Raw genomic sequence first — 15,447 nt, 5'->3', positions numbered from 1 at the left:
GCCCTGTGATGCTAACACCTCCGTGACATCCCTTTACGCCTCCACGGCCCAGCCTTGGCCGGCGCGGACTTCCCCGCGCGCCACCCGGAGCAGCAGCCATGTCGGTCGCCAAGGTCATCGAAATCAATGCCTCGTCCAAGACCAGTGTCGAGGATGCGGTACGCAGCGGCCTGAAGAAGGTTGCCGAGAGCGTGAAAAACATCCAGGGCGCGTGGATCAACGAGACCAAGGTGGTCACCAGCGGCAACGGCGAGATCACCGAGTGGCGGGTCAGCCTGAAGGTCACCTTCCTGGTGGAGTGAAGGCTCCGGTCCCGGGCGGTCGCGACTCAGCGGACCTCGATGATGCGGCGCTCGGCGTCCAGCGCGATGACCCGGTCGGCTAGCGCCGGCAGTGTACGCAGGGCCTGGCGGCTGACCCGTTCGTAGTACTGGACGAAGCGCTCCAGCTGCGGGCGGGTCATGCCGCTGCGTCCGGGCTGGGCGGCCTGCAGGTGTTGTTCCTGCTGCCAGCGCCAGCGCGGCACCACCGCGAAATCCGGTGGCTGCAGGAACCACAGCCGGTCACAGCGCTGCCACAGTGGCGCGTAGTGATCGGCCAGTGCCTGGTTGCACCAGCGCCGCCAGCGACCGTCCGGGTCGGCTTCGCGTTCCAGCGCGTTGAGCGGTTCCTGCAGTGCGTCGGCCGGCTGCGCCGGGGTACCCAGGAACCAGCCTTCGAACACCAGCAGGTCCAGTGGTGCATCCAGGGCCTGCCACCGTGCCGGGGGCAGCCGTTCATCGGCCAGTTTGTCGAAGCGTGGCAGTGCGGTGGGCGCGCGCGCGATCACTGCATCAAGCACCGCGTGCGCCAGCGGCAGATCATGCGTGCCGGGTGGACCGCGGGTGACCAGCAGCGGATGCACATCGCGCGCCAGCCGCTGGCGCTGGCCGCGGGTCAGGTAGACATCGTCCACCGACAGCGTCGCAGCGCGCAGGCCACGTGCCTTCGCACGGTCCACGACCTGCGCGGCCAGCGTCGATTTTCCGCTGCCCTGCAGGCCGCTGATGGCCAATACCGGGACCTGCGCGCCGCTGGCCAGCGCGTCATCGAGCGCCTGCTCGGCCAATGTGTCCGGGAATCCTTTCGTCGTGGTCGTGTACGCACTCGCCTTCATGCCGCCACAATAGCCCAATCCCTTCCGGAATGACGTGTCATGAGCGATCTCTACAACGAAGCGTTGTCCACCTTCTCCGCGCTGTTCGACGAGGCCCGGCAGGGCAGCGAGATCGAGCCCAACGCGATGACCGTGGCGAGCGCCGATACCTCCGGGCGCCCCTCCGCGCGCACCGTATTGCTGAAGGCCTTCGATGCACGTGGCTTCGTGTTCTATACCCACCTGGACAGCCACAAGGGGCGTGAGCTGCAGGCCAATCCGCAGGCCGCGCTGCTGTTCCTGTGGCGCAGCCTGCGCGAGGCCGGCATCCAGGTGCGCATCGAAGGGGCGGTGGAGCAGGTCGGCGATGCCGAGGCCGATGCGTACTTTGCATCGCGCCCGCGTTTGAGCCAGATCGGTGCGTGGGCGTCGATCCAGTCCCGTACGCTGGATTCACGCGAGGAATTCGATGCGCGGGTCGCCGAGGTGGAGGCGCGTTTCGATGGCCAGGACGTCCCGCGCCCGGCGGGCTGGAGCGGGCTGCGGGTGGTGCCGGACCGCATCGAGTTCTGGTACGGCGCGCAGTTCCGCCTGCACGAGCGCTGGTGCTATGAGAAGGCAGCCGATGGCCGCTGGAGCAAGCGCCTGCTGTACCCCTGAGGCGCGCGCTGTGCGTGCCGTGACGTGATCTGCATGTCGCTACGCATTGCCGCAGGCCCCGTCCGGCGGCTGCTTCAGGTACCGGCAGGGCGAGCCGTCGCAGCCTCGCGTTCTTTTCAGGAAGGAGAGTCGGGATGGAAGTTCTGCGCCGGATGTGGTCCGTTGCCCCGTTGCGTGTCGGGCTGGAGGCGTGGCTGATGCTGGCCGCCCGTGTGGTCGCAGGTGTGATGTTCAGCGTGTCTGGCTGGAACAAGCTGTTCACCGTGCCAGGCCGCGACCGCATGGTGGCAACGTTGCATGAGGCGGGCATTCCGTGGCCGGGGCTGAGCGCCCCGGTGCTCGGCGCGATCGAATGGGTGGCCGGGGCCCTGCTGGTGGTCGGCCTGCTCAGTCGTCCGTCAGCGGTGTTGCTGGCGGCCATCTGCGTGGTGGCCGCGCTGACCGATGGCATCGCACGCATCCCTGGCGGACTGGGCGTGCTGGATTGGCTGAGCTGGTTCTTCTATCTGACCGAGGTGCCCTTGGCAGTGCTGCTGCTGTGGCTGGCGCAGGCCGGGAGCGGACGTTTCGCGCTTGATGCGCGCTGGGCTCGGCGGCGGTAGGACGCGGCGGGTGACGACCGTTGGTCGTCAGCCCTTGGTTTGGTGGGTGACGACCGTTGGTCGTCACGCCGCTGCGCTCGCCGAGCATGGCTCGGCGCTACCCTGGATCCCGGTGGTGACGGCCGCTGGTCGTCAGCCCTCGCAGCCACTCACCCCAGCCCCGCTGCGCGCAGCCAGCGCCACAGCGTGGTGCGCGAAATTCCCAGCGCCTGCGCCATGCCCTCGCGATCGTTGCGGTGGGTCGCCAGCAGCTGCTGCAGCTGCGCGCTGGACGGGCGTCCGGCAGCGGGCTGCAGAGTAGTCGAGGAGGCCGGGTCGTGCGCCAGTTCCGGCGCCAGTGACAGCAACCTGGACGCATCGATCCTGCCTTCGGCAGGCTGCCAATGGATGCGCAGGCGGTCGACCAGATTGCGCAGTTCGCGCACGTTGCCGGGCCACGGCGCTGCGCTCAACAGCGCCATCGCGGCGTCGTCCAGCGGGGCATCAATGCCACGCAGTTGCTGGAAGAAGTGGTGCACCAGCAGGGCGATGTCGCCGCGTCGCGCGCGAAGCGGTGGCATCACGATGCGCAACGTCGCCAGCCGGTAGTACAGATCGCGGCGGAACTGCCCCGCCTGCACGCGCTGCTCCAGCGACTGCAGGGTGGCGGCGACTACCCGCAGGTTGACCGGCGTGGGCTCGGTGGCGCCCACGCGCAGCACTTCGCGTTCTTCCAGTACGCGCAGCAGGCGGGTCTGCAGCGGCAACGGCAGCTCGCCGATCTCATCCAGGAACAGCGTGCCGCCGTCGGATGCTTCGACCAGCCCGATACGTCCACCACGGCGGGCGCCGGTGAAGGCGCCATCGCTGTAACCGAACAGTTCCGATTCCAGCAGCGATTCACTGATCGCCCCGCAGTTCAGCGCGACGAAGCGGCCGCGCCGACCGCTGTCGGCATGCAGCTGGCGCGCCACCAGCTCCTTTCCAGTGCCGGTCTCGCCGCTGACCAGCACGGTGCTGTCATGCGGGGCGTACAGCGCGATGTGCTGGCGGACCTCGGCCATCGCGCTGCTGTCGCCGAGCAGTGCCGTGCCCTGGCCGGCGCGGCTGCCGCGACGTTGCCGCACCGGCAGCCGGCGGCTGCCCGAACGCGCCAGCGTGTGGGTCAGCTCCAGTGCATGTTCGAAGGCCTGGCGAACCGAATCGGCCGAATACAGCAGCACGCCCTGCAGCCCGGCTGCTTCGGCGTGGTCGATGGCCATGCCGGTGCCGACGATCACTTCGATGCCATTGGCGCGCAGGTCGGCGATGCAGTCGCGCGCGTCTTCGCGGGTAACGAAGCGACGGTGTTCGATCTGCAGGCCGAAGCTGTCCTGGAAGCTGCCGAAGGTCGGCACGTCGCTGGCATGGGTGACCAGGCCGATGCGCGGGGCGATGCGGCGTGCGCGTGCCAGCGCTTCCATCAGGTCGAAGCCGTTGGCCTGGATCGGCACCAGCGGCACGTCCAGCCGGCTGCGCAGCCAGGCGGCATTGGAACCGCCGGCAATCACCACATCGCAGTGTTCCTGGCGCAGCCGCTGGTTGATCACCGCCACGGCATCCTCGAAGCCGAGGTTGATCTGCTCGATGCGGGCGCGGCGGTCGAATTCGGGTATGACATCGCCCAGCAGCCCGGTCAGCCGGGACACGCTCACTGTCCAGATCACCGGCTGGGTGGGATCGGTATCGCCGGGGCTGTCGGGATGGCGGGGCACGTACATGGGGTGTCGCGGTCGCAGGGGGTGTTTCATGATACATCTGTTTCAATGTTTCATACGTTTCAGTGCCAGGCGTCCCCAACACAGCTGGATCAATGACTTGCAGGTTGGCACGCTCTTTGCGCTGTATGGGGTGACCCCTGACAGGATTGCTGCATGACTGCTTCCCTTGTTTCCGCCGGCGCCCGCTTCCGCCAGGCTCTGGCTGCCGAATCACCGCTGCAGGTGATCGGTGCGATCAACGCCAACCATGCGCTGCTGGCCAAACGCGCCGGTTACCGCGCCATCTACCTGTCCGGCGGTGGCGTCGCCGCCGGTTCGCTGGGCCTGCCGGACCTGGGCATCAACACCCTGGAAGACGTGCTGATCGACGTGCGCCGCATCACCGATGTCTGCGACCTGCCGCTGATGGTGGACATCGATACCGGCTTCGGGCCGAGCGCCTTCAACATCGCGCGCACGGTGAAGTCGCTGATCAAGGCCGGCGCCGGCGCCTGCCATATCGAAGACCAGGTCGGAGCCAAACGCTGCGGCCACCGCCCGGGCAAGGAGATCGTCTCGCAGGGCGAGATGGTGGACCGGGTCAAGGCCGCTGCCGATGCCAAGACTGATCCGGACTTCTTCCTGATCGCGCGCACCGATGCCATCCAGGTCGACGGCGTGGATGCGGCCATCGAACGCGCCATCGCCTGCGTGGAGGCCGGTGCCGACGGCATCTTCGCCGAAGCCGCCTACGACCTGGATACCTATCGTCGCTTCGTCGATGCGGTGAAGGTTCCGGTGCTGGCCAACATCACCGAATTCGGCGCCACCCCGCTGTTCAGCCGTGACGAGCTGGCTTCGGCCGGCGTGGCCATCCAGCTGTTCCCGCTGTCGGCCTTCCGCGCGGCCAACAAGGCCGCCGAGAGCGTGTACGAAGCGGTGCGCCGCGACGGCCACCAGCGCAACGTGGTGGACGCCATGCAGACCCGCAATGAACTCTACGACCGGATTGGCTACCACGCCTTCGAGCAGCAGCTCGATGCGCTGTTCGCCGCCAGGAAGTAACCTGCTGCCACGATTTCCGGGAGGAAAACCATGAACGATACGACCGCCACCCCGACCTTCAAGCCGAAGAAGTCCGTCGCCCTGTCCGGCACCGCTGCCGGCAACACCGCGCTGTGCACCGTCGGCCGCAGTGGCAACGACCTGCACTACCGTGGCTACGACATCCTGGACCTGGCCACCACCAGCGAGTTCGAGGAAATCGCCCACCTGCTGGTGCACGGCAAGCTGCCGACCCGCGCCGAGCTGGTGTCCTACAAGGCCAAACTGAAGTCGCTGCGCGGCATCCCGGCAGCGGTCAAGGCCGCGCTGGAAGAGCTGCCGCCGTCGGCGCACCCGATGGACGTGATGCGCACCGGCGTGTCCGTGCTGGGCTGCGTTTCGCCGGAAAAGGACGACCACCACCATCCCGGCGCGCGTGACATCGCCGACAAGCTGATGGCCTGCCTGGGGTCGATGCTGCTGTACTGGTACCACTGGAGCCACAACGGCCGCGCCATCGACGTGGAAACCGACGATGACTCCATCGGCGGCCATTTCCTGCACCTGCTGCACGGCGAAAAGCCGCAGGATTCGTGGGTCAAGGCGATGCATACCTCGCTGATCCTGTATGCCGAGCACGAGTTCAATGCCTCGACCTTCGCCTGCCGCGTGATCGCCGGCACCGGCAGCGACATGTTCAGCGCCATTGCCGGCGGCATCGGCGCGCTGCGCGGTCCCAAGCACGGCGGCGCCAACGAAGTGGCGTTCGAGGTGCAGAAGCGCTACGACAGCGCGGATGAAGCCGAGGCGGACATCAAGGCGCGCGTGGAGCGCAAGGAAGTGGTGATCGGCTTCGGCCACCCGGTGTATACCGTGTCCGATCCGCGTAACAAGGTGATCAAGGACGTGGCCCGCGAACTGTCCGAAGAACAGTCGAGCATGAAGATGTACGACATCGCCGAGCGCCTGGAAACGGTGATGTGGGACATCAAGAAGATGTTCCCGAACCTGGACTGGTTCAGCGCGGTGAGCTACCACATGATGGGCGTGCCGACGGCGATGTTCACCCCGTTGTTCGTCATCGCGCGCACCTCCGGCTGGAGCGCGCACATCATCGAACAGCGCATCGATGGCAAGATCATCCGCCCCAGTGCCAATTACACCGGCCCGGAAGACCAGGCGTTCGTGCCCATCGACAAGCGCGCCTGATGCATGACCCGGCATCCTCGCGCAGGGTGCCGTGGTGCCGTGCGGAGCGGGACGGCGATGCCGTCCCGGTTCCGTCGTGGCCTCGCAACGCCGTCCCTGCCGGTGACGCGACGCCCGGCCCGCCATAGTCCAAGAGCCAGCCATGACCAGCCCCCTGATGAACCAGTCGTACCGCAAGAACCTCCCCGGCACCGCGCTGGACTATTTCGACACGCGCGAGGCGGTCGATGCGATCCAGCCCGGCGCCTACGCCACGCTGCCGTATACCTCGCGCGTGCTGGCCGAAAACCTGGTGCGCCGCTGCGACCCTGCGACCCTGGAAGCCTCGCTGCGGCAGCTGATCGAGCGCCGCCAGGACCTGGATTTCCCGTGGTTCCCGGCCCGCGTGGTCTGCCATGACATCCTTGGCCAGACCGCGCTGGTGGACCTGGCCGGCCTGCGCGATGCCATCGCCGATGCCGGCGGTGACCCGGCGCAGATCAACCCGGTAGTGCCGACCCAGCTGATCGTCGACCATTCACTGGCGGTGGAACATCCCGGCTTCGACAAGGCCGCCTTCGAGCGCAACCGTGCCGTTGAAGACCGTCGCAACGAAGACCGGTTCCACTTCATCAACTGGACCCGCAAGGCCTTCAAGAACGTGGACGTGATCCCGCCGGGCAACGGGATCATGCACCAGATCAACCTGGAGAAGATGTCGCCGGTGGTGCAGGTGCGCGACGGCGTGGCCTTCCCGGATACCTGCGTGGGCACCGACAGCCACACCCCTCACGTGGATGCATTGGGCGTGATCGCCATCGGCGTCGGTGGCCTGGAAGCGGAGAGCGTGATGCTCGGCCGCGCCTCGTGGATGCGCCTGCCCGACATCATCGGCGTGGAACTTACCGGTCGCCCGCAGCCGGGCATCACCTGCACCGATATCGTGCTGGCGCTGACCGAGTTCCTGCGCGCGGCCCGGGTGGTCGGCGCGTGGATCGAGTTCTTCGGCGAAGGCGCCAGCGCGTTGAGCATCGGCGACCGCGCCACCATTTCCAACATGACGCCGGAGTTCGGCGCCACAGCGGCGATGTTCTCCATCGACCAGCAGACCCTGGACTATCTGCGCCTGACCGGCCGCGAAGAACCCCAGGTGCAGCTGGTGGAAACCTATGCCAAGGCCGCGGGCCTGTGGGCCGATGACCTGGCCCAGGTGCAGTACGAGCGCGTACTGCAGTTCGACCTGTCCAGCGTGGTGCGCAACATGGCCGGCCCGTCCAACCCGCACAAGCGCGTTGCCACCAGTGAACTGGCCGCGCGCGGCATCGCCGATGAAGCCAAGCTGGCCTCCGGCAAGGTCGAGCAGGCCGGTGGGCTGATGCCGGATGGCGCGGTGATCATCGCCGCCATCACCAGCTGCACCAACACCAGCAACCCACGCAACGTGATCGGTGCGGCACTGCTGGCGCGCAATGCCAACCGTGCCGGGCTGACCCGCAAGCCCTGGGTGAAGAGCTCGCTGGCACCGGGCTCCAAGGCGGTACAGCTGTACCTGGAAGAGGCCGGTCTGCTCGGTGAGCTGGAGCAGCTAGGCTTCGGCATCGTCGGCTTCGCCTGCACCACCTGCAATGGCATGAGCGGCGCGCTGGACCCGGTGATCCAACAGGAGATCATCGACCGTGACCTGTACGCCACGGCGGTGCTGTCGGGCAACCGCAACTTCGATGGCCGTATCCACCCCTATGCCAAGCAGGCGTTCCTGGCATCGCCGGCACTGGTGGTGGCCTATGCGATCGCCGGCACCGTGCGCTTTGATATCGAAAAGGACGCGCTGGGCGTCGATGCGCAAGGCAACCCGATCACCCTGAAGGACCTGTGGCCGAGCGATGAGGAGATCGACGCGGTGGTCAAGGCCAGCGTGAAGCCGGAGCAGTTCCGCAAGGTCTACGACCCGATGTTCACCTTCAAGGTGGAGCATGGCGCGCCGATCAGTCCGTTGTACGCATGGCGTCCGCAGAGCACCTATATCCGCCGCCCGCCTTACTGGGAGGGCGCGCTGGCCGGTGCCCGCAACCTCAGCGGCATGCGTCCGCTGGCGGTGCTGGGCGACAACATCACCACCGACCATCTGTCGCCGTCCAACGCGATCCTGGCCAGCAGCGCCGCCGGCGAGTACCTGGCGAAGATGGGACTGCCGGAAGAGGACTTCAATTCCTATGCGACGCACCGGGGTGACCACCTCACCGCGCAGCGTGCCACGTTCGCCAACCCGAAGCTGATCAACGAAATGGCCGTGGTCGACGGGGCGGTGAAGCAGGGCTCGCTGGCCCGCGTGGAACCCGAAGGCCAGGTGATGCGCATGTGGGAGGCGATCGAAACCTACATGCTGCGTCGGCAGCCGCTGATCATCATCGCCGGTGCCGACTACGGGCAGGGCAGTTCACGTGACTGGGCGGCCAAGGGCGTACGCCTGGCGGGCGTGGAAGCCATCGCGGCCGAAGGCTTCGAACGCATCCATCGCACCAACCTGATCGGCATGGGCGTGCTGCCACTGGAGTTCAAGCCGGGCGTGACCCGCCTGACGCTGGGCATCGACGGCACCGAAACCTTCGACGTGACCGGTGCGCGGCTGCCGCGTGCGGAGCTGACGTTGGTCATCCACCGCCGCGACGGCAGCCAGCTGATGGTGCCGGTGACCTGCCGGCTGGATACCGCCGAGGAAGTGTCCATCTACGAGGCCGGCGGCGTGCTGCAGCGCTTCGCGCAGGACTTCCTGGAGGCATCGCAGGTTGCATGACGATCTCGCCGACCCTCTTCTTGCTGGATTGACCCCATGACCTTTCTTCCGCAGCTCCGCATTCCTGCTACCTACCTGCGCGGTGGTACCAGCAAGGGCGTGTTCTTCCGCCTGCAGGATCTTCCGCTCGCCGCGCAGGTTGCTGGCCCGGCGCGCGATGCGCTGCTGATGCGGGTGATCGGTTCGCCCGATCCGTATGCCAAGCACACCGACGGCATGGGCGGGGCGACGTCGAGTACCAGCAAGTGCGTGATCATTTCGGCGGCCTCGGTGCCGGACCACGACGTAGACTACCTGTACGGCCAGGTGTCGATCGATACCGCCTTTGTCGACTGGAGCGGCAACTGCGGCAACCTGAGCACGGCGGTCGGCCCGTTCGCCATCAGCAACGGTTTCATCGATCCGGCACGGGTGCCGCGCGATGGGCTGTGCACCGTGCGCATCTGGCAGGCCAACATCGGCAAGACCATCATCGCCCACGTGCCGATGCGCGATGGCCAGGTGCAGGAGATAGGCGATTTCGAGCTGGATGGGGTGACCTTCCCGGCGGCGGAGATCCAGCTGGAATTCCTCGACCCTTCAGACGACCAGGACGGCGGCGCGATGTTCCCCACCGGCAATCTGGTCGATGAACTGGAGGTGCCCGGTGTGGGTACCTTCACGGTGAGCATGATCACCGCCGGCATCCCGACGATCTTCCTCAACGCCGCCGACCTGGGCTACACCGGCACCGAACTGCAGCCGGCCATCAATGAAGACCGCGCCGCGTTGGAGCGCTTCGAGGCGATCCGGGCGCATGGGGCGGTGCGCATGGGGCTGATCGAGCGCATCGAACAGGCGGCTACCCGCCAGCACACGCCGAAGGTCGCCTTCGTGGCTCCGGCGCAGGACTTTGTTTCGTCCAGTGGCAAGGCGATTGCCGCCGCGTCGATCGACCTGCATGCGCGGGCGCTATCGATGGGCAAGCTGCATCACGCGATGATGGGCACCGCCGCGGTCGCCATCGGCATTGCCGCGGCGATTCCGGGCACCTTGGTCAACCTCGCCGCAGGCGGCGGGCCGCGCACCTCGGTGGTGTTCGGTCATCCTTCGGGCACGTTGCGGGTCGGCGCCGAGGCGGCGCTCGTGGACGGGCAGTGGACCGTGACCAAGGCGATCATGAGCCGCAGCGCCCGGGTATTGATGGAAGGCAGCGTACGCGTCCCCGCCGATACCCTTTGACCCGAATGCCTTGGGCTGTGACGACCGTTGGTCGTCACAGCCCAAGGCAGCAGCAGCGTGACGACCAACGGTCGTCACCCACCAAGAGTACCCCCGCCGTCAAGGATCTGACGGCATAATGCACGCCTTGTTCAAGGAGTGACGACATGACCGGTCCGCTGCGGCTTCGGAAGTGGGGATGGGCGGCAGCCCTGGTGGCGGGAAGCCTGCTGGCCGGCCTGGCCGGCTGCAACCGCAATGACAGCGGGCAGCTGCCCGCCGCCAGCGGCGAGGCAATCACCGCCAAGGCCGAGCAGGTGACCGAGTTCGCCCTGCTGCGCGCCTACCCGGACCAGAAGAACGATGGACTGTCGCTGGCGCTGGAGTTCTCGCGCCCGCTGGTCGGTACCCAGGACTTCGATGCGCTGGTGCGCTTCGAGGAAAAGGTCGGTACCGATGACAGCAGCTGGACCCTGTCCGACGACGGCAAGACCCTGCGCTACCCGTTCGTGGAAGCCGCCAAGGAATACTCGCTGGTGGTGTCGGCCGACCTGTTGGCCGCCGACGGCAGCCGGCTGGGCAAGGAACTGCGGCAGAAGGTGTTCAGCGGCGAGCTGACCCCGGTTGCCGGCTTCGCCTCGCAGGGCAGCGTGCTGCCGGCGCGCGACAGCCGCGGCCTGCCGGTGGTGTCGGTCAACGTGCCGGAAGTGGACGTGGAGTTCCTGCGCGTGCGCGAAAAGGAACTGCCGACCTTCTTCAGCCAGTACCAGCGCGGCGGCCGCCGCGGCAGCTGGGAACTGGACAGCGACTACAGCGAACGCACGCCGATCAGCCGCCTGGCCGAGCCGGTCTACGTCAACCGCTTCATCCTGGGCGGCAAGCAGAACGAGCGCGTGCTGACCTACCTGCCGACCCAGGACATCAAGGAGTTGCAGGAGCCGGGGCTGTACTTCGCCGTGCTCAAGCGCACCGGTGCCTTTGATGGTGAGTTCGATACGGCGTTCTTCAGCGTCAGCGACATCGGCCTGCATACCCGGGCCTACAAGGACAAGCTGTTCGTCCACACCGCCTCGCTGAAGGACGGTGCGCCGCTGAAGAAGGTGGACGTGCGCGTGCTGGACGGCAAGGGCGAAGTGGTCCTGCGCGGCAGCACCGACGGCAATGGCAACGCGCTGCTGGATTACACCCTGGATGCCGGTCACGTGCTGGTCGCCGGCAGCGGCAAGGACACCAGCTTCCTGCCGTTCAACCAGCCTGCGCTGGACCTGAGCGAGTTCGCGGTGGCCGGTCGGGACAACGCCTGGTTCGATGTGTTCGCCTGGTCCGGGCGTGACCTGTACCGTCCCGGCGAGACCGTGCGGCTGTCCGCGCTGCTGCGCGACAACGATGGCAAGCCGGTGGCACCGGGCAAGGATGCCAAGGCACGCCAGCCGGTGTTCCTGCGGCTGAAGCAGCCCGATGGCAAGATTTTCCGCGAGACCCAGCTGCAGCCCGGCGAACAGGGGTACTTCAACTTCGAGCAGCTGATCCCGGCCGATGCGCCGACCGGCCGCTGGCAGGTCGAGTTCCGCACCGATCCGGCCAGCAAGGAAGCGATCCAGGGCATGACCCTGCGCATCGAAGAATTCCTGCCTGAGCGGATGAAGCTGGACCTGGACAGCGCACAGAAGAGCCTCAAACCCGGTGATGCACTGCGCCTGCAGGCCGACGGTGCCTATCTGTATGGCGCACCGGCCGATGGCAATCGTTTCACCGCGCGCCTGGCGGTGGCGGTGGAACAAAAGCCGGTGGAAGGCCTGCCGGGTTACTTCTTCGGCGACCCGACGGTGAGCTTGCCGCGCGAAGCCAAGGATGTGGTGGATACCACGCTGCCGGCCGATGGCAGGCTGAAGCAGGATGTGGACCTGCCGGAAGAAGCCGCCAAGGCGAAGACCCCGGTGGCGGTGGTGCTGTCGGGCAGCCTGTATGAAAGCGGTGGACGCACGGTCAATCGCACCCTCAAGCGGGTGATGTGGCCGGCCGCGGCGCTGGTCGGCGTGCGCCCGCTGTTCAACCCGGACGATGGCGCCGATGCCAACGGCACCGCGCGCTTCGAGCTGATGCGCGTGGATGCGGCCGGCACGCCGCAGCCCGCCAAGGGGCTGAAGGTAACGCTGGTACGCGAGCTTCGCGACTACCACTGGGCGTTCAACGACAATCGCTGGGACTACGATTTCACCCGTCGTTTCGAGAACAAGGACACCCGTACCGTCGATGCCGGCACCAGCGCGGTGGCCTTCGACGTGCCGGTGGAGTGGGGCGAGTACCGGGTGGATGTGTTCGATCCGGCCACCGGCCTGACCAGCCGCTACCCGTTCCGTGCCGGCTGGAGCTGGGGTGATGACAACCGTGGCCTGGATGCGCGCCCGGACAAGGTCAAGCTGGGCCTGGACAAGACCGGCTACAAGGCCGGCGACACGCTGGAAGTGACGGTGACGCCGCCGCACGCAGGCCGTGGCCTGCTGATGGTGGAAACCGATCGCATGATCTACGTGCAGGATATCGACGCCAAGCCGGGCAGCACCTTCAAGATCCCGGTCACTGCTGATTGGGAGCGCCACGATGTGTACATCACCGCGCTGGTGTTCCGTGGCGGCAGCGCACCGAGCAAGGTGACCCCGGCACGCGCGGTAGGCGTGGTGCACGTGCCGATGGATCGCAAGGCGCGCACGGTGGCCGTGGGCCTGGTGGCGCCCAGGCAGATGCGTCCGGAACAGGACCTTCCGGTCACCGTGAGCGTGCCGCAGCTGGCCGGCAAGGTCGCGCACGTGACCGTGTCCGCGGTGGACGTGGGCATCCTCAACATCACCCGCTTCCCGGTGCCCGACGCGGCCGCGCACTTTTTCGCGCAGCGCCGGCTGGGCATCGATGCCTATGACATCTACAGCCGCGTCATCGAGAGCTTCGACGGCAGCAGCGGCAAGCTGAAGTTCGGTGGCGACATGGCGCTGGCGGCGCTGCCGCAGGCCAAGCGGCCGACGGCGCGGGTGCAGACCGTGGACCTGTTCACCGGGCCGGTGAAGCTCGACGCCAGGGGCAATGCCCGGGTCCGGCTGAAGGTGCCGGACTTCAACGGCACGCTGCGGGTGTCGGCGCTGGTGTATGCCGATGAGAGTTACGGCAAGCGCGATGTGGAGACCGTCGTCCGTGCCCCGCTGCTGGCCGAAGCCAGCATGCCGCGCGTGCTGGCCCCGGGCGACCGCAGCACGGTCACCCTGGACGTGCAGAACTTCACCGGCAAGCCGGGCCAGTTCAACGTGCGGGTGGAGACCGAAGGCCCGCTGAGCCTGGCCGAGGGCACGCGTTCCATCCAGTTGGCGACCGATGCCAAGAGCACGCTCAGTTTCCCGGTGAGTGCGCGCGAAGGGCACAGCGTGGCCAAGGTGCGGGTACGGGTGGACGGCAACGGCTTCAAGGCCGATCGCCGCTACGATCTGCCGGTGCGTGCGGCGTGGCCGCAGGTGCTGCGTTCGCAGGTGCGCACGCTGGATCCGCTGGCCGCGGTCAGCCTGGATGGCAGCCTGCTGGACGGCCTGATGCCGGAATCGGTGACCGCGCGCCTGCTGGTCAGCCCGCTGCCGCCGATCCCGTTTGCCAGCGCGCTGCAGGGCGCGCTGAACTATCCGTACGGCTGTGCCGAACAGACCACCAGCAAGGGCTACGCCGCACTGATCCTGGACCAGGCCACCTCGGCCATGCTCGGCGCCGACGGGCTGGATGCCAAGGTGCGCCGCGAGCGCATGGAAGGGGCCTTCGGTCGCCTGGCCTCGATGCAGGTGGCCAACGGCAACTTCTCAATGTGGGGCGACGACGGCTACGTCAATCCGTGGCTGACGCCGTACATCACCGAGTTCCTGCTGGATGCCCGCGATGCCGGTTTCGCCGTGCCCGACAACGTGCTGCAGAAGGCGTTGAACCGGCTCAGCGAGGACCTGCTGTCCGGCGGCAACCAGTTCTACGGCCAGGACCGTCGCGACAACCTGAAGTTCGCCAACCAGGCCTACTCCGGCTACGTGCTGGCACGGGTCAACCGCGCCCCGCTGGGCACGCTGCGTACGCTGTATGACAACGAACGGGCCAAGGCCATCGGCGGCCTGCCGCTGGTCCACCTGGGCGTGGCGTTGTCGCTGCAGGGCGACCGCAAGCGCGGAGAAGCGGCCATCACGGCCGGCTTCGCCAAGCCGAGCAGCGAACGGCCGTCGTACTTCGGCGACTACGGCAGCGCGATCCGCGATGACGCGCTGATGATCGCGCTGACCCACGAGCACAACCTGGCCAAACCGGCCTGGGATGCGCGTTCGGTGGATCTGGGGCGCGAGCTGGATACGCGCCGCAATCGTGGCTGGATGTGGTTGAGCACCCAGGAACAGGTGGCCATCGCCCGCCTGGGCAAGGCGCTGGCCGCGAACCAGAAGAAGCTGGTGGCCGGTGAGCTGGTGATCGGCGCGCAGACCGAAAGCATCGGCGAGCGGCGCCTGTTCGGCCGCAGCTTCGATGCCGCGCAGCTGGTCAGTGGCGTGCGCTTCGCGCCCGCCGGCGAGCCGCCGATGTTCGCCAGCATCGACGTGGCGGGCATTCCGCGCACCGCGCCGGCGCCGGACAACAGCGTGATCGGGGTGGAGCGCAGCTGGTTCGGCACCGACGGCAAGCCGTGGACGCCGCGTCCGCTGAAGGAAGGCGAGGCGCTGATCGTGCGCGTCACCGTCACCCCGGACAGCAGCATGCCCGATGCCCTGCTGACCGACCTGCTGCCGGCCGGGCTGGAGATCGAGAATTTCAACCTCGGTGATGCCAAGCAGTGGGCCGACGTGGTGGTGGACGGTATCGGCATCAGTTCACGTGGCGACGCCGCCGACGTGAAGCACGAAGAGTTCCGCGACGACCGCTACGTGGCGGCGTTGAACCTGTCGCGCGGCAGCAAGGCGACGCTGTTCTACCTGGTGCGCGCGGTCACCCCGGGCACCTACACGGTGCCGCCGTCGCTGGTGGAAGACATGTACCGTCCGCAGCTGCGCGGCGTCGGCCGCAGCAACCCGAGCACGATCACGGTGGTGCAACCGTGAGCCG

General features: G+C 67.3%; 10 protein-coding genes. 8 read left to right on the top strand and 2 right to left on the bottom strand.

Annotated elements, in window-relative coordinates; translation table 11 throughout:
* The first annotated feature begins 98 nt into the window (after window positions 1-98).
* Complete coding sequence (locus IFT63_RS10040) at window positions 99-302, top strand: dodecin family protein (protein ID WP_042613487.1); 204 nt, start codon at window positions 99-101, stop codon at window positions 300-302.
* A 26-nt stretch (window positions 303-328) separates the two neighbouring features.
* Here IFT63_RS10040 and IFT63_RS10035 read toward each other — a convergent pair whose 3' ends face one another.
* Complete coding sequence (locus IFT63_RS10035) at window positions 329-1,156, bottom strand: kinase (protein WP_042613486.1); 828 nt, start codon at window positions 1,154-1,156, stop codon at window positions 329-331.
* Between the two features lie 39 nt (window positions 1,157-1,195).
* Between IFT63_RS10035 and pdxH the strand changes: the two genes are divergently transcribed.
* Window positions 1,196-1,795 carry a pyridoxamine 5'-phosphate oxidase gene (gene pdxH, locus IFT63_RS10030; RefSeq protein WP_192083994.1) on the top strand — a complete coding sequence of 200 codons (600 nt, stop codon included), beginning with the start codon at window positions 1,196-1,198 and terminating at the stop codon, window positions 1,793-1,795.
* A gap of 134 nt (window positions 1,796-1,929) precedes the next feature.
* Complete coding sequence (locus tag IFT63_RS10025; protein WP_192083993.1) at window positions 1,930-2,397, top strand: DoxX family protein; 468 nt, start codon at window positions 1,930-1,932, stop codon at window positions 2,395-2,397.
* Between the two features lie 149 nt (window positions 2,398-2,546).
* Here the strand turns inward: IFT63_RS10025 and prpR are convergent, their stop codons facing one another.
* A complete protein-coding gene (gene prpR / locus IFT63_RS10020; protein ID WP_192084202.1) occupies window positions 2,547-4,136 on the bottom strand; it encodes a propionate catabolism operon regulatory protein PrpR in 1,590 nt (529 codons plus the stop codon).
* Between the two features lie 153 nt (window positions 4,137-4,289).
* On the opposite strand from prpR, the gene prpB reads away from it, so the two are divergent.
* The 5 genes from prpB to IFT63_RS09995 all read left to right on the top strand — a co-directional run bounded on the left by prpB (window position 4,290) and on the right by IFT63_RS09995 (window position 15,443).
* Window positions 4,290-5,180: a methylisocitrate lyase gene (prpB, locus tag IFT63_RS10015; RefSeq protein WP_191771850.1), complete on the top strand. Its 891-nt coding sequence runs from the start codon at window positions 4,290-4,292 to the stop codon at window positions 5,178-5,180.
* A gap of 30 nt (window positions 5,181-5,210) precedes the next feature.
* Window positions 5,211-6,368 (top strand): 2-methylcitrate synthase, encoded by a 1,158-nt coding sequence (prpC, locus tag IFT63_RS10010; RefSeq protein ID WP_192083992.1) that lies wholly within the window; start codon window positions 5,211-5,213, stop codon window positions 6,366-6,368.
* A gap of 157 nt (window positions 6,369-6,525) precedes the next feature.
* A complete protein-coding gene (acnD, locus tag IFT63_RS10005; protein ID WP_192084201.1) occupies window positions 6,526-9,141 on the top strand; it encodes a Fe/S-dependent 2-methylisocitrate dehydratase AcnD in 2,616 nt (871 codons plus the stop codon).
* 36 nt (window positions 9,142-9,177) lie between these two features.
* Window positions 9,178-10,362 (top strand): 2-methylaconitate cis-trans isomerase PrpF, encoded by a 1,185-nt coding sequence (gene prpF, locus IFT63_RS10000; RefSeq protein ID WP_192083991.1) that lies wholly within the window; start codon window positions 9,178-9,180, stop codon window positions 10,360-10,362.
* Window positions 10,363-10,508: 146 nt separating this feature from the next.
* Window positions 10,509-15,443 (top strand): alpha-2-macroglobulin, encoded by a 4,935-nt coding sequence (locus IFT63_RS09995; RefSeq protein ID WP_192083990.1) that lies wholly within the window; start codon window positions 10,509-10,511, stop codon window positions 15,441-15,443.
* Window positions 15,444-15,447 lie beyond the last annotated feature (4 nt).

It is taken from the genome of Stenotrophomonas sp. CFBP 13724 (genome assembly GCF_014841975.1).
In the GTDB taxonomy this organism is placed as follows: Bacteria; Pseudomonadota; Gammaproteobacteria; order Xanthomonadales; family Xanthomonadaceae; genus Stenotrophomonas; species Stenotrophomonas lacuserhaii.
This window is presented reverse-complemented; position numbering and strand designations above follow the sequence as displayed.